Below are 19,291 nucleotides of genomic sequence, written 5' to 3' on the forward strand. Positions count from 1 at the left end.
GGTGTGCTATGATTGCAGGTACAATACGAAACGCTGTGAATCAGATGCAGTTAGTAAATGATTGGGAGCAAAAGAAGGCTACCGGGGATGTTGTAAAGAAGCAAGAGGGTATGACTGTAACAAGTCAGGAAGAAAGCATGATTCAGCATTTCCGAGAGCAACTTGAGCGAGACAAAGAAAGTTCTGCATATAGTCAGATTTATAACAAGATTGCAAGCGGTCAAGAATTAACAGCTTCAGAAGAAGATGCTATTCGTCAGAAAGACCCTAAAGCCTATATGGAATATAAAGCGGCAAGAATGGAACAAGAAGCTTATGAGCGTAGGTTGGAGAGATGTAAGACAAAAGAAGAGGCTCAAAGGCTTCAAGTAAATGAGATGAATGGAAATTTGGCAGAACTAAAAAGTATCGTGAATAATCCAAATATTCCAAAGAGTGAAAAGCTTAAGGAAGCTCAACGTATCATGGGAAATACTTTTAGAGCTGTAGAGTCATTCACAAGATTTGTAAAAAGTACAGAATATAGGGATTTGCCAACAGAAGAGGAAATTGTAGAGACATCTATAGAAAAGGGGCAGGTTGCAGAGGATTCAAACGATACTGAAATGTCTGAACAGTTAACATCAGATACAACTGTTTCAGTAGATGAGGCAGCAAAAATAGTAAATGATTCGAAGCGAGATTTACAATTAAGTGATGTTCACCAAATTGAAAAAGATGTTATAGAGGAAATGAAGGATATCGAAATAAAGCATTTTGGTGAGAAGAAATCATCGGTCAGAATAGACATTACGGTATAGGAATAGTCTGCGTGAAATTTCAGTTTCATGTTGCTTTTAATAATTGAATATTGAATGATTTTACATAGCCGTTAAGGAGTAATTTTTGCTCCCTAGCGGCTTATTTTATTTTTCAAAGTAGGAGGTGAGAAAATTGAAAATTAGAAAGGTTGATGACAAACCGATGGTCATTCACACCAAGGAGAAAGCCAAGATTCATGCCCACGAACCGAAGGGAGCCAAGATTAAGGGGAGTAACATCTATACAGTAGAGAGAGGTCCTAAGACAGCTGGTGCAAAGGTAACTGATACGGATAGAAAGAAGTCCTATCGCAAGAGTACCATTCATCAGTCGGAGCCGAAGAATAAGGGATTATCAAGATTCAAGCAAAACCTTAAGGAATCAAACACTTCCATCAAGACCAAGAACACGAATCTTCACATTGCAGGAAGAACTGGAGCACTTGTAGCCGGGGCAGTAACAGATCAGGTGGAAGGCGGTCAGGAGGTATCGCAGGCAGCATATCTTGCATATGAAGCAAGCCGCCCTGTTACCGGAACTGCTTCTAAGGGGGCTGCACTTTTCAGGAAAAAGGCGGCAGCCGAGGCAAAGAAGCGTATCAAGAAGGTAGAGGCAGGAAAGAAGCTGGCAAAAAAGACAGCAAAGAAAGCTGCCAAAGATACAGCCAAGACTGTAGCTAAAGAGACGGCAAAAGAAACAGCAAAGACTACTGCCAAGGTTGCAACGAAAACTGCTACAAAGGCAGCTGCTACGGCGGCAGGAACAGCGGTTGCACCGGGAGTAGGCACGGCAATCGGCATGGCAGCCGGATATGCGGCAGGTGTGTCCATAGAGGTCAAGGATGAAAAGATGACAAACCGGAGCAGGAAGATAAAGTTCTTTCTGGATAAGATGAAAGCACAGGAGAATCAGACGGATAGTGTGGCAAAGCTGGTAAAGGATCTGATTGTGCGAAAAGCGATTACCTGGGTAAAGGCAGCTGCACCGATTATCGGATTGGTGCTTTTATTACTTGTTCTTGTAGTTGCCATGATTGCGGTTCCGGTTATAGCGGTGATAGCAATCCTTTACAATTCTCCATTTGCTTTATTCCTGCCACCACTTGAATCAGGAGATACCGTGCAGACAGTAACGAGTGCCTATGTGCAGGAGTTTAACCGGGATGTGAACACGAAAGTGAATGAGCATACCGGATATGACCTTGGAGAGCTTGTCTATGTGGATTATGAAGGTATGGAAGAAAATCCAAGCAATTACTATGACATCATGGCAGTCTATATGGTCAAGCATGGTGTCGGAGATACTGCAACAGTCATGAATGATACTTCTAAAGGCTGGCTGCAGGCAGTTGTAAATGATATGTGTTCATACACCACAAGCACCGGAACAAAGGATGTGGAAGAAACAGATGCAGACGGTAATGTAACTACTGTCACGAAGTCGGTTCTGTATGTGAATGTCACACTCAAATCTTATCGGGATATGATTTCGGTGTATGGATTTGACGCTAACCAGGTGGAAATGCTTGAGCAGATTATGAGTGCTGACTTTATGGGACAGCTTGGGTACGCTGGCAGCGGAAGCGGTGGTGGAGGCGGCAGTCCGGGAGTAAGTTCCATGACAGAGGATGAAATCAATGCTATTCTTAGTGGAATCACTGACAGCAGGCAGAAAAAAGTCTGCTCATACGCACTTCACAGAGTTGGTTTTCCATACAGTCAGGATATGAGAGATTCCGGCAATTATTATGATTGCAGTTCTCTTGCATATTACTCATGGAAAGATGCAGGCGTGGATATTAGTTATGGCGGTGCAACCACAGCGGCAGCGGAGGCACAGGGACTGGATGAAGCCGGAAAGACTGTCTCCTTTGATGAGTTACAGCCGGGAGACCTTATCTTCTACAGTTTTACAAGCAACGGAAGATATAAGAACATCAGCCATATAAAATTGGTCCGGTGATTCGTGATATCCGTAAGGACAAGGGACTTCTCATTGAAGAGGTTGCTGCTAAAACTGGAATAAGTGTTTCGACACTTGGACAGGTGGAGCAAGGAGGAAGAAACCTGAGCATGAAAAATTTGTATATGCTTATGGAAGTTTATGAAACAGACGCAAATAGCTTACTTGCAATAGACTGTACACCGGATTCATTAGATTCGAGGCTAAAGCGGTTACCTGCAGATAAGCAGGATTATTTGAAAAAGACATTTGATTTTATGATAGAGCAGGCTTTGAAGTCAGCATAGGAGGCAGAGAATGAGAAGAAAGATTAAAAAGATGGATTGCATAGAATATCTTTCAGTGCAGGCTCCATTGGAAAAAGTAAATATGCTTGAAGACAAGCAGAGCAAATATATACATGAATTTGTAAAGAGAAAAGAATATTCAATCGTGGGAAAGATGAGACGCAATGGCTTTTCGCAGAGAGATGTTGATCGCCAGTGGAATCAGATTGTGAATATGATCCGCAAAAAGCAAATCAGTGGAGTAGTTGTTGCGAATATGGCAGCTATATCCAGCAGCGTCGCAGATGCTTATTTTAAGGTAGGACTGGTTATTGAAGCAGGCGGCATTGTGGTGACTGTAGATGAGGGCAGATTGGATATGCACATCAAGAAGGGAGCATAGATATGAGCAGACGAACAGAAAAAAGAAAGTATGGTAAATATAATAAATTTGATGTTGTGTATGCGGATTTTGGGAAAAACCCACATGGCATTCAGGGCGGAATCAGACCAGGAATAATTATTTCATGTGATGCAAGCAATCATGATGGTGCACCGCAGGTGTCAGTAGTCCCTTTGAGCAGTAAGTTAAAGGATATTCCGGTACATGTGATTTTAAATCCGAAGGATGTGAGTGGATTTGGATTAAGTAAGATCTCTGATTTTATGCCTGAAGATGCACAGACAATTTCAAAAGGCTGCATTAGAGCAAAAAGTGGAACTGTCATTGAGGATTCAGGCGTGAGAGAAGAAATAGACAGAGCATTGATACGACAGTTTGATCTGTTACCTGTAGCTCGCAAAATGGTAATGGAGCAATCTGGTGATATGTCAAGATGATTTTTGAAAAGATTTCGATATGTTTTTCAGAAAAAGGGTAACTTTAATAGACCTATGCAAAAACACAGGCTAAAACCAGTTATTCATTTGATGTATCCAGCGATACGCCGGAGTACAGTTGGTTTCTGGCCAGCAATCCATAAACCAAACGAACGAATTTACGTGAAGTCAGCGCGAGTGCTCTTTTGTGTTGATGCTTCGGAACTTCGTTGTACTTCTTTCGATAGTACGCTCCGTACTCAACATTATGTTTTCTCATACTGTTGGCGGCTTCGCCAAGATAGTATCTGAGATAACGATTTCCGGCTTTACTCATTGGAGTATCTTCTCCATCAAAATCACCTGATTGGTTTGACTTCCACATGAGTCCGGCATATTTAGCAAGAGCATCAGAGGAATGAAAAGCAGAGATGTCGCCTATTTCAGCTACAATGCCACCTGCAAAGACAGGACCAATGCCATCTATGGATTGAAGAATAATAAAAGCATTAGGATTTAATCCTCTGATTTCTCTTTCGATGGCAATATCTATAAGCTTGATTTCTTTCTTGAAAGTTTCAATACAGTTGAAAGAGCTGGCAATAGATACATTTAATGGTTCATAAAGAGCTTTATCTAAGCGATAAGAATCTCTGGCCGCTTTCCTGAGTAATTCTGCGGTCTTGCTAATGTCTTTGATACGATTGCGACTTTTCTGTGCGAGAAAACTTATAAGATCTTCCTCAGATGAATCAATAATCTCCTCAGGAGATAAGTATTCTGTCAATACACTGGAAGAGGTTGCTCCATAAATATCGCAGAAAGGCTGGTCATCACCTTCTAACATCTGTAGTTCACTGAACTTCAGATACAGATTAGAAACCAGGTAGGTTTTCTCTCTGGTCATGCATTCAACAAGATGCAGACGATGCCTTGTGAGGCGTTTAAGAGCCAAGAACTGGCTTCCACGCCATGGCTCAGTTTCGATATTTCCTGCACGTGCATAATCGGCAATAACAAAGGCATCAATAGGATCAGACTTACCTAATCCGATATAAGACTTTTTGTAATTAGCTGTGCATTTGGGATTGAGCACAAAAACATAAGGTTTGAAATGCATCAGTTCCTCGCAGGAAGAGAGAAAATTTGCAATGTGAATGCTGTAAACAGAGGTAGACTCCAGAGCAGCAACAATCGTATTAAGATCAGGGTGTTCTTTCAAACACTCAAGAATCTTCTTGGCTAGTTCTTCAGCACCAGGCTGATTGTTAGCAAAAGAAGAGTTTATGTATTTATTTTTATAAAAATCCAAAGCGCAAACATAGTTGGATTTTGAACTGACGTCAATACCGACGTAAAGTGTAGATAATGGGTTAATCTTTAACATGATATCACCCGCCTTTCCGATTAAGTATTCTTGGAACCTGAAGAAAAAGGTTTATCCTGGGAATCATATGCTGACCGAAACCTCGCGTAATAAGCATGTACCCTGGCAGCTCTTTTGCTGGTGCTGTACGCCAGGGGATGAAACATCTGTGTAAGCGGAATGTGACATATGATTCAGGCTGCAAGCTCCATAAGCAGGCACCGGAGACCGGGCTGAAAGGATTAAAAGCAGTGCCTCTAGACATCAGACTCTGCTGATATCATACCACAGAATAACCTATGAAACTAATAACCAATGTAGATGAGATGGAAAGGGTTTATCCCAGGTGTCTCAGATCATCTATAAATTTATAGAAAGGATAAGTGCATAACCATCATTTCTACTGGCTATACACTTATTATACGAGGAGTTAGCAAATGGACAGCAGAACTAAAAAGACTAATAATAAAAGATTTGTTAGATATTCAGAAGGAGCAGAGATGTATTCAATGAGTGTGTCAAAGTTTATGCAGTTAGCTAAGGATGCAAAGGCATGTTATAAAGTGAATCAGCTGGTGTTGGTTAATCTTGATATTATTGACGAATATCTTGAAACTTTCCACATTGTAGATGACGAGTTTTATAAGTAATTATGAGAAATGACGCATTAGTTATAGAAGAAATACAAACAAGTATGGAGAAAAATGAGCCAAGAGAGAAAAAATGTATTGACTTTCGGTCAGACCAAAAGTATAATATGATTAAGATATGAAGGAGGCATACAGATGGCTAGAACTGGAAGACCAAAAGCAGATAAACCTTTTGATCATAAGGTGACTGTTAAATTCAAAGAAGAGGAATACCAGATAATGGTTGAGTATGCTGAGAATCATAATCTATCCATTTCGCAATTGATTAGAATGGGTGTTGAATTACAAATGAAGCAACAGGCTAATCAGTAGAACAGGCTCTTTTCTCCAGAAAGGAGAGAATAATGGCTTGTAGAAAAGATGGTAAAGGCAGAGTATTAAGAAAGGGTGAGGGTTACAGAAAAGGCGACGGAAGATACTCATATGTATATATTGATCCATTAGGCAAGAAAAAGACCATTTATGCAAAGTCTTTGGTAAAACTTCGAGAAAGAGAAGAACAGTTACAAAAAGATCAGTTGGATGGACTTGATGTCTATGTCGCAGGAAAGGCTGATGTGAACTTTTTGTTTGACAGGTACATATCAACTAAAACAGAATTGCGTAGCACTACTTACAGTAATTATTTGTATACATGGAATCATTTTATTCGTGATACATTTGGCAAGAAGAAAGTAAGAGATGTGAAATACTCAGACGTGTTGTTCTTTTATACAGACTTGATTAATAATCAGGGATTACAGATTAATACGCTTGAGACAATTAACACAGTACTAAGACCTACATTTCAACTTGCTGTCAGAGATGATATCATAAGGAAGAATCCGGTAGACGGAGCATACTGTGAAGTAAAAAAGCGTAATGGTGGTGCCAGAAAAACAAGGCGAGCGTTGACTGTGGATCAGCAGAGAAAATTCATGGAGTATGTAGCAAAGAATCCGTTCTTTTATCACTGGTATCCATTCTTTGTATTTTTGTTAGGAACTGGATGCAGAATAGGAGAAGCAATTGGGATACGCTGGGATGATATTGATTTGGAAAATCGAATCATTGATATCAATCATAGCTTGACCTATTACCAGAGAGCGGATGATTCATATAAATGTGAGTTTAGAGTATCTTTGCCAAAGACAGAAGCTGGTAATCGTAGAATACCTATGATGCAGCAGGTATATGATGTGCTTCAGGAAGAATATGAGAGACAGAAGCAGGAAGGCTTTTGCGTTGAGAATGTGGATGGAATGACCAATTTTGTATTTACAAACCGATTTGGGATGCCACATAACCCAGCAGCAGTAAACCGGGCAATCAAGAGAATTGTGGATACACATAATTCAGAAGAAGAGGTGGCTGCTAAAAAGGAGAAGAGAGAACCTGTTATGATTCCAAGATTCTCCTGCCATATCTTCAGACATACGTTTGCATCAAGATTTTGCGAGAATGAAACCAACATCAAAGTAATTCAAGAGGTAATGGGACATGCTGATGTATCGACTACCATGAACATATATGCAGAAGCAAACCCAGATGTTACCAAATCAGTAATTGAGAAATTATCAAAAAATATGGATATTTTTTAGAAAAGAGTCCTGCGATTGAACTCTTTGAAGATTGAAAATATACCTATTCATACTGGGATAAATATGCTATACTCATCTAGTATTGAAGTGTTTGACACGGCAGTACATGTCTTAAAATAAAAAGACGTATTTTAAGGCGAATGACATCTTTTAGACGCACAAAAGTCAAAAAAACGTCCAAGAGTGACCAAGTATATAGAATCCGGGAAAGCCTATTTTCCAAGGGTTTGCAAGGATATACAAGAGTTAGATTAGCAATCAAAAAAATTCCCGACAATGAAGAGCATTGGTGGCGTAAAGGATGAAAATGGCGTAAGTTCTAAGCCTTCAGAAGAGGTAAAAGCTGAGCCGGAGAAGATTGATTTCTCTAATGTAAAGATTGAGCCTTTATTTGAGGAAGAAGTAGACTTCGATACATTCAGCAAGTCAGATTTCCGTGCAGTAAAGGTTAAAGAGTGTGTTGCAGTACCGAAGTCAAAGAAACTGTTACAGTTTACTCTTGATGACGGAACAGGCACAGACAGAACCATTTTAAGCGGTATTCATAGCTTTTATGAGCCGGAAGAACTGGTTGGAAAGACTCTTATTGCTATCACAAATCTTCCACCGAGAGCTATGATGGGCATTGACTCTTGCGGTATGCTCCTCAGTGCTATTCATGAAGAAGAAGGCGAAGAAAAGCTCCATCTTCTGATGGTTGATGACCATATTCCAGCAGGTGCAAAGCTCTATTAAGATGATGTAAAGATGTACCGTTTTACCGAATAGACGGGACGTACTTCATTTGATAAAAAACTAAAAAAACAGCGATTTACATCAAACTTACATCAATTGATGCAGAAATCGGTGCAAGCAAGAAAAAATCGCATAATTGGCAGAATGAATGGGCAGTCCTGAAATCGGGATTGCCCATTTTTAGAAGAAAGACGAAAAACTCTTGACCTGCACGCAGCGTATACGCTTATACTATCAACATAAATCATAAGGAGGTGCATCGGATGTTATTAAATGAAATTATAAATGAGGTTGGAATGACAAAGCGTGCAGTTAAGTATTATGAAGAAAAAGGATTGCTGTCAGTGGATAAAGATAACAATGGTTATCGTAACTATACTGCACAAGATGTTGAAACTTTAAAAAAGATTTCAGTATATAGAAAACTCGGTATTAGTATTAAAGACATACAGAGCCTTTTGGAAACTGGCGACAAAAGTATTCTTCTTCGTATTTATCAAGAAAAAGTGCAGGAAAAAGTTTTAAAAGACTCAGAACTTGAAGCTTTGAAGCAATTTATAGATGATGGTGACGCAGACAAAGCAAATGAGGCACTTGATTATCAAACCGTTGAAAATGCAATTGAGTCTTTGCTACCGGGAAAAGAATGGGGAGATTATTTTAAAAGTCATTTCAAACCATTTCTTAATGTAAGGTTGAAGACTCTGGAACAGAAGCAGGCACTACAGAATATATTAGAATATTGCGATGAAACGACATTGAAAGTTCCTTTTATTATGGGAATAGGTGCGAAGATGATAGGTTGGATTGCACAAGAAACCAGAACCGCAGATGAGATGATAGCCTATTATCGTGATATGAGTGAAAGTGAATATGAAAGACTAAAAGAAAAAGTATGGAAAGGTGCTAAAATAAAAAACGGTATAATGAAATACCATCCAGCATTTATTGCACAGAGAAAAATGCAGAAAGAGTTACAAAATAAAGGATATAACGATATATTCATTCCTAATTTAATGGTTCTGTCTCCAACGTATGCAGAATATAAGAAAGCGTTAGATAATGTGAACGATAGAATGTGTAGAGAACTTGGACTGTATTATGATAGCAATTATAACTTAGTTATTAAAAAAGATAATTCTAAGTAAAAGTTAAACTACCCTTTGGGAGAGGAGAAATCCTTTTCTCAAAGGGCTTTTTCTATTTATACGGATATTCGCAAACTACAAGATAAAGCCAAAACTTCATATACTCTAAGCACAAGGAGGTTGAGGTTTGGCTATGAACAACAGTTTAGCAGAAGTACACCCAGAGCTTATTACGGAATGGTCGGAGAAGAACTTACCGCTTATCTAATCTTGGAAATGGCTGGGGCTATGAGATGACACCAGCGGAACTTGCAAAAAAAGATGAATTTTATTCTATTTATTGGAGCGAATATAATTTAGTAAAAGAGAGTGGAAGTCCAGAACTTTATGATAAGATTCATAATCGAAACAATTATGCCGATATATAGAAAAGAACAGGTAAACGGATTTACGATGTGATATGTACAAGGAGGACAACGGATATGTCAATGAATGTAAGCACAACCACGGCTGCTTATGCAAATTACCAGAACAACTACAAGACTGGTACAGCAAATAAGAAAAAAGAAACAGCACAAACAACAGAAAATACGAAATTAAAGGAAAATACAACTGAAAGCATCGCTGAAAAAAATCTCAGTAAAGCGGCACAAAAAATGCTGGAGAATTTGCGTGGATCAAGAAACGACATGGATTTTATGGTTGCCGATTTTGAAAATGGTGATAATGCCAAAGATATTTTAGCCCAAAGTGATAAGGAATATACAGTTATTTTCTCAAAGGAAGAAATGGAGAAGATGGCATCAGATCCAAAATATTATGCTGAAAAAATGCATAGTATTGAAGGAGTTTTGCGTATGACAGATGAAATCAATGCCCAGTTCGGCTTTGAAAGAGCATTCGGTAAGACTAACGATAATGCAGATGCTGATACAAAAATAACAAAATTTGGCATATCTTTTAATAGTGACGGAACTACAACCTTCTTTGCACAACTGGAAAAATCATCAGCCAGTCAGAAAGAATATCTTGAAAAGCTTCAGGAAAAGAAAGCTGCTGAGAAGAAAGAGGCAAAGAAAAAGGAACAGTCAAAACAAACCGAAGTAAGAAAAACTACGGTTCAGGCAAATTCAAAAGAAGAACTTTTGGATAAGATCAAAAACATTGACTGGGATTCTATCAAACCGGAGGAGAATAAAATCGGTGGAAGGTTTGATTTTTCAATCTAGTGAATTTGGAACAGATGAAATATATGCCAATATGGAGGAATATATTATGCAGATAACAAGAGATAATTATTCGCAATATGCTCAAATGGTTCAGCAGATGTTCGGGAAAAAAGCAAGTTCAAATGATCCGTTAGCACAATGTGATTATGGTAATTTCTCATTAAGATTTAAGCCTGTGGACATTAATTTTACCAAACCAAACTGGGATACTATCATGACAAAACGAGATAAACCAGCGATGTCAGAGGAAGAATTTGACGAAGCAATAAAAGAACTTGCAAGAAAAGAGTTTGCTACTGGAAAAAGGGATGATGATGCTTATCGAAAATTGTGTATGCAGCATGGAGAAACAGTATCTCCTGATAGAAAGGCTATATATGAATCAAGCATGAAAAAAACTGGTGGCAAAATGAATGCTGCATGTATGTTTTGGGATTCAAAAGGTAATAAAACGCTTTCTTATAATCCAGAGTCAAGAAACTGGAAAGCTATAAGTACAGATGAAGAATTTGCAAGAGCAAGAGTGTTTACATCAATTTATAATGATGAGTTAGCTCGTTTGAAGGAAGAGTATGGCGAAAAAGCGAAAGGAAATGTTTCTTATAGCAAAATAAAGGTAGATATATCCGCAGAGAGATCAAAGGAAAAGAATAATAATGAAGGCAATACTATTGATTTGCAAATTTAGATTGTTGATTGCGTTTTAGCAAATAGTAGATAAAAAACGGAAAGATATTCGTCGCTGGTAGCAGCATTGAGTTCATAAATTACTAGTGTTAATAATTACATCTACCTATTCGGAGGTGCATTAGCGTCATAATTCCGATTGTGGAAGAGACTGAAAAATGTTATTCTTATCATAGGCAGTGGAGCTTTCTTAGTTCAGTTGTTTCGTGTGGTAACTTAACAATAACGGATTATGGAAAGTAATTCCACTGCTTTTTAATAAAAATAAAACTGCGCCACAGCCTTGGCAGGCCATCGCGCAGAGATTTTGTTCAATCGAGATTTGTCTGTGAAAAGCCCGTGAATAAGCGGATGTTAATATGTATTGCTTGTGGCAACGGCTCTATTGAATATAGAATTGAGCTATCAAAAACAAGGAGGCAGAAATCTTCATCAAATCTTTATTTTTTTCTGTTAGGTTATATTTCAGTAAGAAATGAAATATAGAAGGAAGGATAGTAAAGATGGAAATGATGTTACAGACACAAAATCTATGTAAATATTTTAGAAAACAGAAAGCGGTAAATAATGTTTCACTTAATATCGAAAAGGGACAGATTTATGGACTGCTTGGACCGAATGGCGCTGGTAAATCTACCACATTGAAAATGCTGACCGGTATGATGAAACCAACTGCAGGAAAGATTTACTTTGATGGAAAACTTTTGGATAGGAAAGATTTATCAAAAATAGGAGCGTTAATTGAAAATCCGCCTATTTATGAAAATCTTTCCGCCAGAGAGAATTTGAAGGTAAGACAATTATTGCTTGGTACAGATGAAAACAGAATTGATGAGGTCTTGCAGATTGTATCACTTACAAACACCGGAAAGAAGAAAGCAGGACAGTTTTCTTTGGGGATGAAGCAAAGACTAGGCATTGCAATGGCATTGCTTGGAGAACCGGAACTTTTGATATTGGATGAACCTACGAATGGATTAGATCCAATAGGCATCGAGGAATTACGAGAGCTGATCCGGTCTTTTCCGGAACAGGGAATCACTGTAATTCTCTCCAGTCATATTCTCTCGGAGGTACAGTTACTTGCAGATAAAGTCGGGATTATTTCAGGTGGAATCTTAGGATACGAAGGAGCATTAAAGCAGGGAGATAATCTTGAAGATTTGTTTATGAATGTGGTAAGAAAAAACCAGAAAGCAGGTGAAATCCATGGTTAATATTATAAAAGCAGAACATCAAAAAGCCAAAAGAACCATGCGAAAAAAGTTTATCTGGGGATTTCCTCTTCTTACATTTGTCATGGCATTTATATTTACTCTTGGGATGACAAATGCTTATGCAGAAAGTGTTTGGAACTGGTGGTATACACTTTTGCTGCCAGGGATGATTGCTCTATTTTGTTATCTTTCTGTGGCGCAGGAGAAAAAGATAAAATACTATCATTTAATGACTATTCCCACAGACAGAAGAAAATTGTTGCTGGGGAAAATTATTTATATTGGGTACATGATTTTGTTTTCTAATGTGATTGTGTTTGCAGGAGCAACGCTTGGAGGCTTTCTTCTAACGACACATGTTCCAGTGAAAGGAGCGTTGATTGCAGTATTGTTTCTGACGGTTTCTGAGTTATGGGAGATTCCGGTAGCTTTATTTTTAAGTGAACGATTTGGAATGATTGTAAACCTGTTCGTCTGCCTGTTTATTACTGTCAGCGGTGTGGTAATATCACAAACCAGAATCTGGTATGTACTTGTTTCTGCAATCCCTATGCGAATGATGTGCCCGTTGCTTCATGTTTTACCAAATGGACTTGCCGCAGAAGCAGGGAATCCTCTTTTGGATACGGGAGTCATTGTTCCGGGAATGTGTCTCTCAATCATCTGGTTTGTTTTTGTAACGGTTCTGTTTTTGAAATGGTTTGAGAGAAGAGAGGTGAAATAAGATGATTGGAAGATCTCTTAATGCAGACTTGCGAAAGATGAAAGGAACATCTGTGATTCTGGCACACTTACTGATTCCGATTATAACCAGCGTTATATTTTTAATATATTACTTTTTTTCACCATGGAATGAAAATATGAAAGTGATTGCATTTTATCAGGCAATAGGAGCAGGACTTCCGGTACTTATTGGAATTTTTACAGCAAGTGTGATGGAACAGGAACAAAATGCAGGTGATTTTCAAAATCTGTTGTCTTTACCGGATAAACCTGCAGCATTTTTATCGAAACTGTTGATGCTACTGGTTTTGTGTCTGTGCTCTATCCTATTGACAGCAATCATATTCGGAATTGGATTTGGAAGAATCGCATCAAGCGATATCGAAATCATGAAAGGATGTATATTTGCAGCATTGCTGCTGTGGGGAAGCAGTGTTCCACTTTATCTGTGGCAGCTGATTCTGGCTTTTCAGTTTGGAAAAGGTGTATCAATTGGAGCAGGGATTATATCAGGACTAATTAGTGCATTGATGCTTACCGGACTTGGAGATCATGTGTGGAAATATGTATTTGTCTGCTGGACGGGTAGAGTACCATATACTTATCTGCAATCTGTATTGGGAGAAACTAGTGTAGGTGAATGGTTGTCATTCATACCAGGTTGCTTAATATTTACAGGGATTAGTATGGTATACTATTTTTGGTGGGTAAACCACTGGGAAGGAAACAGAATATCGGAATAGAATCGAGGGAAACTATGGCAAAAATACTGGCAGTTGATGATGAACCGGCAATTCTGGAAATGATAGAAAGCATTTTGAATAAGGATGGACATCTGGTTACCAAAGTAAGTAATCCACTAAAAATTAATATGGAAGAATTACATCGTTATGACCTGATTTTACTGGACATTATGATGCCTGGAATTGATGGCTTCGAATTATGCAAAAGAATCAGGGCACTTGTGGATTGTCCGATTTTGTTTCTTACGGCAAAAACGGAGGAAAACAGTCTGGTAAACGGACTTTCTTTAGGAGCAGATGATTATATTTCAAAGCCATTTGGAGTGATGGAACTTCGGGCAAGGATCAATGCACATCTTAGAAGAGAGCACAGGGAACATTCTGTCCGGATGGTTTTGGGGAGGGTCTGTATTCAAATATCTCAAAAGAAACTATTGGTTGATGATAAGGAACTTCCTCTTACGAAAGCGGAGTACGAAATCTGTGAATTTCTGGCTAAAAACAGAGGACAGGTTTTCTCGAAGGAACAGATATTGGAAGCGGTCTTTGGCTTTGACAATGAGAGTAATGACAGTACTATAATCACGCATATCAAAAATATAAGAGCAAAATTTGCGGATTATGATTATACACCGGTAAAAACAGTCTGGGGGATTGGATATAAATGGGAAGAGTAAAGAGAAGCAATGCACTCAGCAGGATTTTTATGAGATATGTACTGGTCATGCTTGGATCATTAGTTGGTTTGGTGATTGTTGCTTATCTGCTGCTGTACCTTTTGATTAGTGTGGGCTGTATTTATCCGGCAAATTATGCAGAGCAAAAGATTAATGAAGCATATGATACGATTCTACGTGCAGATAAAGTGACTGCTGAGATGATTCCCGCACTTTGTGATTATGTAATCTTTTCAGAGAATGGAGAGAAAATAGGTGGAGATCTGTCAGAACAATACGAACAGATAGCATGGAATGTTGCAAAGCACGGAAACGCATCCGGGAAATATTTTTATAAAGTAATTGTAAGGGAAAATGAATATGTTGTATTGCAATATCGCCTGACACCTCAATATCATTCAGCTTTTTTGAGGGAGCATTTTATAGGACCACAGAATGTGATGATTATTATGTCTGTGATTGGAGCGGTAGCGATTATCATCATTCAGTCCATACGTTTTGGAAAAAGAATCAAAAAGCAGATGCAGCCTGTATTAGACGCAATCGGACAAATAAAGGATCAAAATCTGGAATATGAGACATCCTGTTCCGGTATCAAAGAGTTTGATGACTGTTTATCGGCAATCGATGATATGCGAGATGCATTGCGAGAATCTTTAGAAAAGCAGTGGAAAACAGAGCATGAAAAGAAACAGCAGATGTCTGCTTTGGCGCATGATATTAAAACACCTCTTACGATTGTACGGGGAAATGCAGAACTACTTTCAGAGACTGAACTGACCACAGAACAGAAGAAAAATATCACTTATGTTTTGAACGGCACAACACAGATACAAAGTTATGTAAAACAGTTGATAGATGTCACAAAATCATGGAATTGCAGTGATGTTACCTATACAACGGTGAGGTTAGAAGATTTTTTCGCAGATATAAAGGAACAGGCACTCGGACTGGTAGAAATCTATCACCAGAAGATAGATTGGAAGGCGGAACAAAGTGATAAAAAGGTAACGATTGCTTATGATCCAATGTTCCGGGCCGTAATGAATATGATTCAGAATGCAGTGGAGCATACAAAAGAAAATGGAATCATTTATATTGACGCAAAGGAGCAGGATGGCCGGCTGACATTCATTGTGGAGGATAGCGGATCAGGATTTACAAAAGAAGCATTATTGCATGGCACAGAGCAGTTTTTTATGGATGACACAAGTAGAAATGGCGAAGCCCATTATGGGATGGGACTATTTTTTGCAAAAACTGTGGCTGAAAAATATGGTGGAGGTATTAAACTTTCAAATTCTGAAAATACAGGTGGGGCGAGGGTAGAAATATTTTTCCTGAGTAGTCAAGAAACAAGCTAAATAGACCGCAATTAAGCTATGTAAAAGAAATTTTACATGCTTTTATCTAATATGTAACGAGAAAAATGAGCTTCATAATCGAAATCTTCATATAAGTGGACTCTTGAACGAAGAGAAAGTGGACATTGGGGATACAAAAGTGGATATTGAGAATGGAAAAGTGGACATTCAAGACAAAAAAGTGGATATTAAAAGTGTACTTTCCGAAAAAGGTAGTGATTTCTCGGTAAAAACGACGATTCATATCCATAGACTTTTTGAGAAGTTTGGCTTTGATGAGGTGTTTGGAAGAAGTGCAGTTATGGAACTTCTTGAGCTGAAAGGTTCAGGTGCTTCAAAACTTCTTTCCAATTTGGTAAAGGCAGATATTATTGAACCGGTATCCGGTCACGGAAAAGGGAAATATAAATTTAAGAAGTAGTTTATAAGACTTCCTTGAAATTATCGACATGGTGTGTAGACAATCTGATGTTTTGTCTTCGGCAGTAGGATAAAGAAGATAAGGAAACAGAACAGAAATAGATTATAAAAGGTCTGTTGGGCAGTATAGCCTAATGAAGCCTACAGAAAAAGGTTGCGTGAAGCCACATAAAAATGTATAATTAGGAGTAATGAATTTCATATTAAATGATATTGGAGGTACTCATGTCACAGTCGGTTACGATAAAGAGTAATAAATATGGAATCAATTTAATTTTAGATGCGGATATGCCATTTGCTGATTTGATAAAGGCAGTTGTGGAGAAGTTTAAGGCATCCGCCAATTTTTTTAAAAACGCAAAGCTTGCTATTTCATTTGAGGGAAGGCATCTTTCAGATGAAGAGCAGCAGCAGATAATTGCAGCTATTGAGGAAAATACCACAATTGAGATTTTGTGCATTGTGGAGAGTGGTACCGAGCAGGAAGCCATTATGAAGGAGCAGGTTGAGGCATTTAATGAGGCAGTGCAGAAGCAGTGCGAGAATGTTGCGACAGTCAGTGTTCCGGAGCAGTTTTACCGTGGTACGCTTAGGTCAGGCCAGGTGATTACCAGCGAGTCTTCGGTCACAATCATAGGTGATGTCAATCCGGGAGCCAAGATTATAGCTCAGGGCAATATCGTTATTCTTGGTGCATTAAAGGGCAATGTTCACGCCGGATGCACAGGTGACAGGAGCTGTTTTGTATTTGCACTTGATATGCAGCCGATTCAGATTCAGATTGGTGATTTGATTGCGAAGAGTCCGGACGAGCCTCAGCCAAAGCACAGGGTAAGGCGCAAGGAAAAGCCGGCACAGGAGCAGGCACAGATAGCCATCGCAAAGGATGGATATATTTACATCGAACCAATTACTAAAAATATTTTAAATAGCATTTAGGAACGTAGGAGGAATAAAGTTCATGAGCGAAGTAATCGTTATCACATCAGGAAAGGGTGGTGTGGGCAAGACCACAACCACAGCAAATATTGGTACAGGTCTTGCACAGTTAAATAAAAAGGTTGTTATGATTGATACTGACATCGGACTGCGTAACCTGGATGTTGTTATGGGACTTGAGAATCGTATTGTATACAATCTCGTAGACGTCGTTGAGGGCAAATGTCGTATACGTCAGGCCCTTATCAAGGATAAGAAATATCCTGATCTGTGTCTGCTTCCATCAGCTCAGACAAGGGACAAGGATGCTGTTACACCGGAGCAGATGGTTGAGCTTATCAATGAGCTTCGTGAGGAGTTTGACTATATTCTGCTTGATTGCCCGGCAGGTATCGAGCAGGGCTTCAAGAATGCCGTTGCAGGAGCTGACCGTGCACTTGTTGTCACTACACCTGAGGTATCAGCAATCCGTGACGCTGACCGTATTGTTGGCCTTCTCGAGGCAAATGAGATGAAGCGCATTGATCTGATTGTCAACCGTCTGCGTGTCGATATGGTTAAGCGCGGTGATATGATGAATGTGGATGATGTAACAGAGATCCTTGCAGTCAACTTAATCGGTGCAGTACCGGATGATGAGCAGATTGTTATTTCTACAAACCGTGGTGAGCCGTTAGTTGGCTCAGACAGCCTTGCAGGAAAGGCATATATGAATATCTGCCGCCGTATCATGGGCGAGGAGGTTCCTTTCCTTGATTTAAACCAGAAGCATGGTGTCTTTGAAAAGCTAAAGGATATGTTTAAGAAAAATTAAAGGGGGATACGTACCATGGGTATAATGGATTTATTTAAAAAGAAATCTTCTGGTAATGTTGCAAAGGATCGCCTGAAGCTGGTGCTGGTTTCTGACCGTGCAAACTGCTCATCGGAGATGATGGAGATGATGAAAAGGGATATCATTGAGGTTATTTCCCGCTATATGGATATTGATGCGGAAGCTCTTGATGTGAAAATCACAGAGACAGAGTCTGATTCTAACAACGGAATGGTTCCGGCACTTGTTGCCAATATTCCTATCCGTGACATGAAGCATCGTCCGGATCCAAGATAGAGTAAATAAAATAATAGGATATGATAAGATATGAGGGTCAAAAGGTGTTTTGGCCCTTTAATTATTATATTGAATAAAAAGACTTGATTTGATATTAGAGTGTGATATACTTTAATACGTTACAAATAAATAAATTTTAGCAGAGTAGACACATGTGCGTTAAGTGCCGGATGAACAGGGAGTTGTCACCCGGACGAAAAGAAAATCTTGCGGTACATGAGTCGCATCCCGCTGCATCCGAAGATATTAATTATCTCCTGTTGTAGTTCGGTGAGGTCTGCAAAGGAGGTAATTTTTTAATGAAAAAATTCGTTACTTTGTTCACCGATTCTGCCCGAGAGCTTAAATCGGTCAGAACCATCACAACTATGGCAATGCTTGCTGCAGTTGCCGTTATCCTTGGATATTTCTCCATCGAATATGGACAGTTTATCCGTATCGGTTTTTCCGGTATTCCAAATGGTATCGTTGATTACCTGTTTGGGCCGGTTGCCGGAGCTGTTTTCCACGGAGCGCTTGACATCATCAAGTATCTGATGAAGCCTACAGGACCATTTTGTCCACAGCTTACACTTGTTGTAATGCTTGCAGGTGTTTTATATGGATGTTTCTTTTATAAGAAAAAGCTTACCATATGGAGAGTGCTTGCTGCGAAGTTTGTAGTAATGCTCATCTGCAATGTCATTCTAAATACCCTGTGTCTGCAGGTACTGTATGGACAGGCATTTATGGCAATCCTTCCAATGCGTGCACTGAAGAATCTTATTATGTGGCCGATAGATTCAATTGTCTTTTTCGGCATTGCAAAGGCACTGGAGCAGATTGGATTGTTCCGCACCTTCCGTAAACAGGAGCTTGTAAAGAATGCATAGCGTGTTCTTTATAATGTATATAAATGATAAAAAGGAACATAG

At 39.0% G+C, this 19,291-nt stretch carries 22 protein-coding genes, 2 pseudogenes and 1 riboswitch; of the genes and pseudogenes, 23 read left to right on the top strand and 1 reads right to left on the bottom strand.

Translation table 11 applies throughout. From position 1 onward, the window contains the following. The first annotated feature begins 8 nt into the window (after nt 1–8). From EUBREC_RS00325 to EUBREC_RS00345, 6 genes and pseudogenes are all read left to right on the top strand, one after another. The gene (locus tag EUBREC_RS00325; protein ID WP_012740998.1) at nt 9–800 is read left to right on the top strand and encodes a hypothetical protein; all 792 of its coding nucleotides are present in this window, start codon (nt 9–11) and stop codon (nt 798–800) included. Between the two features lie 163 nt (nt 801–963). Next, nucleotides 964–2,763: an NlpC/P60 family protein gene (locus tag EUBREC_RS00330; RefSeq protein ID WP_408629358.1), complete on the top strand. Its 1,800-nt coding sequence runs from the start codon at nt 964–966 to the stop codon at nt 2,761–2,763. Beyond that, nucleotides 2,760–2,858: pseudogene (locus tag EUBREC_RS18245) on the top strand (helix-turn-helix domain-containing protein); the annotation flags it as partial. The gene EUBREC_RS00330 and the pseudogene EUBREC_RS18245, both read left to right, overlap by 4 nt. A gap of 15 nt (nt 2,859–2,873) precedes the next feature. Continuing rightward, complete coding sequence (locus tag EUBREC_RS18250) at nt 2,874–3,050, top strand: hypothetical protein (RefSeq protein WP_306719364.1); 177 nt, start codon at nt 2,874–2,876, stop codon at nt 3,048–3,050. A 10-nt stretch (nt 3,051–3,060) separates the two neighbouring features. Next, nucleotides 3,061–3,432 (top strand): recombinase family protein, encoded by a 372-nt coding sequence (locus EUBREC_RS00340; protein ID WP_012741001.1) that lies wholly within the window; start codon nt 3,061–3,063, stop codon nt 3,430–3,432. A gap of 2 nt (nt 3,433–3,434) precedes the next feature. Then, the gene (locus EUBREC_RS00345) at nt 3,435–3,869 is read left to right on the top strand and encodes a type II toxin-antitoxin system PemK/MazF family toxin (RefSeq protein WP_012741002.1); all 435 of its coding nucleotides are present in this window, start codon (nt 3,435–3,437) and stop codon (nt 3,867–3,869) included. 79 nt (nt 3,870–3,948) lie between these two features. Here EUBREC_RS00345 and EUBREC_RS00350 read toward each other — a convergent pair whose 3' ends face one another. After that, nucleotides 3,949–5,235: an IS110 family RNA-guided transposase gene (locus EUBREC_RS00350; RefSeq protein ID WP_012741003.1), complete on the bottom strand. Its 1,287-nt coding sequence runs from the start codon at nt 5,233–5,235 to the stop codon at nt 3,949–3,951. 416 nt (nt 5,236–5,651) lie between these two features. On the opposite strand from EUBREC_RS00350, the gene EUBREC_RS00355 reads away from it, so the two are divergent. The 17 genes and pseudogenes from EUBREC_RS00355 to EUBREC_RS00435 all read left to right on the top strand — a co-directional run bounded on the left by EUBREC_RS00355 (nt 5,652) and on the right by EUBREC_RS00435 (nt 19,249). Then, nucleotides 5,652–5,864, top strand: a complete 213-nt coding sequence (locus tag EUBREC_RS00355; RefSeq protein ID WP_004611639.1) for a DUF6462 family protein — start codon at nt 5,652–5,654, stop codon at nt 5,862–5,864. A gap of 135 nt (nt 5,865–5,999) precedes the next feature. After that, nucleotides 6,000–6,176, top strand: a complete 177-nt coding sequence (locus EUBREC_RS00360; protein ID WP_012741006.1) for a DUF6290 family protein — start codon at nt 6,000–6,002, stop codon at nt 6,174–6,176. 32 nt (nt 6,177–6,208) lie between these two features. Continuing rightward, nucleotides 6,209–7,444: a tyrosine-type recombinase/integrase gene (locus tag EUBREC_RS00365; RefSeq protein ID WP_012741007.1), complete on the top strand. Its 1,236-nt coding sequence runs from the start codon at nt 6,209–6,211 to the stop codon at nt 7,442–7,444. 267 nt (nt 7,445–7,711) lie between these two features. Next, a pseudogene (locus EUBREC_RS00370) lies at nt 7,712–8,179 on the top strand (lysine--tRNA ligase); the annotation flags it as partial. Nucleotides 8,180–8,442: 263 nt separating this feature from the next. After that, nucleotides 8,443–9,327: a MerR family transcriptional regulator gene (locus EUBREC_RS00375; protein WP_012741009.1), complete on the top strand. Its 885-nt coding sequence runs from the start codon at nt 8,443–8,445 to the stop codon at nt 9,325–9,327. 422 nt (nt 9,328–9,749) lie between these two features. Next, nucleotides 9,750–10,496 carry a DUF6033 family protein gene (locus EUBREC_RS00380; protein ID WP_015517524.1) on the top strand — a complete coding sequence of 249 codons (747 nt, stop codon included), beginning with the start codon at nt 9,750–9,752 and terminating at the stop codon, nt 10,494–10,496. Continuing rightward, a complete protein-coding gene (locus EUBREC_RS00385) occupies nt 10,471–11,184 on the top strand; it encodes a hypothetical protein (RefSeq protein ID WP_012741013.1) in 714 nt (237 codons plus the stop codon). The genes EUBREC_RS00380 and EUBREC_RS00385 overlap by 26 nt, the downstream gene beginning before the upstream one ends. Before the next feature lie 502 nt (nt 11,185–11,686). Next, nucleotides 11,687–12,400, top strand: a complete 714-nt coding sequence (locus EUBREC_RS00390) for a lantibiotic protection ABC transporter ATP-binding protein (protein WP_005609481.1) — start codon at nt 11,687–11,689, stop codon at nt 12,398–12,400. Continuing rightward, a complete protein-coding gene (locus EUBREC_RS00395; protein ID WP_006858445.1) occupies nt 12,393–13,124 on the top strand; it encodes a lantibiotic immunity ABC transporter MutE/EpiE family permease subunit in 732 nt (243 codons plus the stop codon). Before EUBREC_RS00390 ends, EUBREC_RS00395 begins: the two co-directional genes overlap by 8 nt. Before the next feature lies 1 nt (nt 13,125). Next, nucleotides 13,126–13,866 carry a lantibiotic immunity ABC transporter MutG family permease subunit gene (locus EUBREC_RS00400; protein ID WP_012741015.1) on the top strand — a complete coding sequence of 247 codons (741 nt, stop codon included), beginning with the start codon at nt 13,126–13,128 and terminating at the stop codon, nt 13,864–13,866. Between the two features lie 14 nt (nt 13,867–13,880). Further along, the gene (locus tag EUBREC_RS00405; RefSeq protein ID WP_012741016.1) at nt 13,881–14,543 is read left to right on the top strand and encodes a response regulator transcription factor; all 663 of its coding nucleotides are present in this window, start codon (nt 13,881–13,883) and stop codon (nt 14,541–14,543) included. Beyond that, nucleotides 14,531–15,907 (top strand): sensor histidine kinase, encoded by a 1,377-nt coding sequence (locus EUBREC_RS00410; RefSeq protein WP_012741017.1) that lies wholly within the window; start codon nt 14,531–14,533, stop codon nt 15,905–15,907. Before EUBREC_RS00405 ends, EUBREC_RS00410 begins: the two co-directional genes overlap by 13 nt. Before the next feature lie 103 nt (nt 15,908–16,010). Next, complete coding sequence (locus tag EUBREC_RS16775) at nt 16,011–16,328, top strand: hypothetical protein (protein ID WP_012741018.1); 318 nt, start codon at nt 16,011–16,013, stop codon at nt 16,326–16,328. Between the two features lie 224 nt (nt 16,329–16,552). Then, entirely contained in the window at nt 16,553–17,266 is a 714-nt protein-coding gene (gene minC / locus EUBREC_RS00420; RefSeq protein ID WP_015517598.1) for a septum site-determining protein MinC, read from the top strand. Between the two features lie 22 nt (nt 17,267–17,288). After that, complete coding sequence (minD, locus tag EUBREC_RS00425) at nt 17,289–18,080, top strand: septum site-determining protein MinD (protein ID WP_012741020.1); 792 nt, start codon at nt 17,289–17,291, stop codon at nt 18,078–18,080. A gap of 15 nt (nt 18,081–18,095) precedes the next feature. Continuing rightward, the gene (gene minE, locus EUBREC_RS00430) at nt 18,096–18,377 is read left to right on the top strand and encodes a cell division topological specificity factor MinE (protein WP_012741021.1); all 282 of its coding nucleotides are present in this window, start codon (nt 18,096–18,098) and stop codon (nt 18,375–18,377) included. A 138-nt stretch (nt 18,378–18,515) separates the two neighbouring features. Next, nucleotides 18,516–18,613: riboswitch (THF riboswitch) on the top strand. A 63-nt stretch (nt 18,614–18,676) separates the two neighbouring features. Continuing rightward, complete coding sequence (locus EUBREC_RS00435; RefSeq protein ID WP_012741022.1) at nt 18,677–19,249, top strand: folate family ECF transporter S component; 573 nt, start codon at nt 18,677–18,679, stop codon at nt 19,247–19,249. Nucleotides 19,250–19,291 lie beyond the last annotated feature (42 nt).

This window comes from Agathobacter rectalis ATCC 33656 (genome assembly GCF_000020605.1).
Lineage (GTDB): Bacteria > Bacillota > Clostridia > Lachnospirales > Lachnospiraceae > Roseburia > Roseburia rectalis.

Excerpts from the sequence above, each read along its gene's own strand:
- EUBREC_RS00325 (WP_012740998.1), top strand. The coding sequence starts at position 9 with ATGATTGCAGGTACAATACGAAACGCTGTGAATCAGATGCAGTTAGTA.
- EUBREC_RS00330 (WP_408629358.1), top strand. The coding sequence starts at position 964 with ATGGTCATTCACACCAAGGAGAAAGCCAAGATTCATGCCCACGAACCG.
- EUBREC_RS18250 (WP_306719364.1), top strand. The coding sequence starts at position 2,874 with ATGAAAAATTTGTATATGCTTATGGAAGTTTATGAAACAGACGCAAAT.
- EUBREC_RS00340 (WP_012741001.1), top strand. The coding sequence starts at position 3,061 with ATGAGAAGAAAGATTAAAAAGATGGATTGCATAGAATATCTTTCAGTG.
- EUBREC_RS00345 (WP_012741002.1), top strand. The coding sequence starts at position 3,435 with ATGAGCAGACGAACAGAAAAAAGAAAGTATGGTAAATATAATAAATTT.
- EUBREC_RS00350 (WP_012741003.1), bottom strand. The coding sequence starts at position 5,235 with ATGTTAAAGATTAACCCATTATCTACACTTTACGTCGGTATTGACGTC.
- EUBREC_RS00355 (WP_004611639.1), top strand. The coding sequence starts at position 5,652 with ATGGACAGCAGAACTAAAAAGACTAATAATAAAAGATTTGTTAGATAT.
- EUBREC_RS00360 (WP_012741006.1), top strand. The coding sequence starts at position 6,000 with ATGGCTAGAACTGGAAGACCAAAAGCAGATAAACCTTTTGATCATAAG.
- EUBREC_RS00365 (WP_012741007.1), top strand. The coding sequence starts at position 6,209 with ATGGCTTGTAGAAAAGATGGTAAAGGCAGAGTATTAAGAAAGGGTGAG.
- EUBREC_RS00375 (WP_012741009.1), top strand. The coding sequence starts at position 8,443 with ATGTTATTAAATGAAATTATAAATGAGGTTGGAATGACAAAGCGTGCA.
- EUBREC_RS00380 (WP_015517524.1), top strand. The coding sequence starts at position 9,750 with ATGTCAATGAATGTAAGCACAACCACGGCTGCTTATGCAAATTACCAG.
- EUBREC_RS00390 (WP_005609481.1), top strand. The coding sequence starts at position 11,687 with ATGGAAATGATGTTACAGACACAAAATCTATGTAAATATTTTAGAAAA.
- EUBREC_RS00395 (WP_006858445.1), top strand. The coding sequence starts at position 12,393 with ATGGTTAATATTATAAAAGCAGAACATCAAAAAGCCAAAAGAACCATG.
- EUBREC_RS00400 (WP_012741015.1), top strand. The coding sequence starts at position 13,126 with ATGATTGGAAGATCTCTTAATGCAGACTTGCGAAAGATGAAAGGAACA.
- EUBREC_RS00405 (WP_012741016.1), top strand. The coding sequence starts at position 13,881 with ATGGCAAAAATACTGGCAGTTGATGATGAACCGGCAATTCTGGAAATG.
- EUBREC_RS00410 (WP_012741017.1), top strand. The coding sequence starts at position 14,531 with ATGGGAAGAGTAAAGAGAAGCAATGCACTCAGCAGGATTTTTATGAGA.
- minC (WP_015517598.1), top strand. The coding sequence starts at position 16,553 with ATGTCACAGTCGGTTACGATAAAGAGTAATAAATATGGAATCAATTTA.
- minD (WP_012741020.1), top strand. The coding sequence starts at position 17,289 with ATGAGCGAAGTAATCGTTATCACATCAGGAAAGGGTGGTGTGGGCAAG.
- minE (WP_012741021.1), top strand. The coding sequence starts at position 18,096 with ATGGGTATAATGGATTTATTTAAAAAGAAATCTTCTGGTAATGTTGCA.
- EUBREC_RS00435 (WP_012741022.1), top strand. The coding sequence starts at position 18,677 with ATGAAAAAATTCGTTACTTTGTTCACCGATTCTGCCCGAGAGCTTAAA.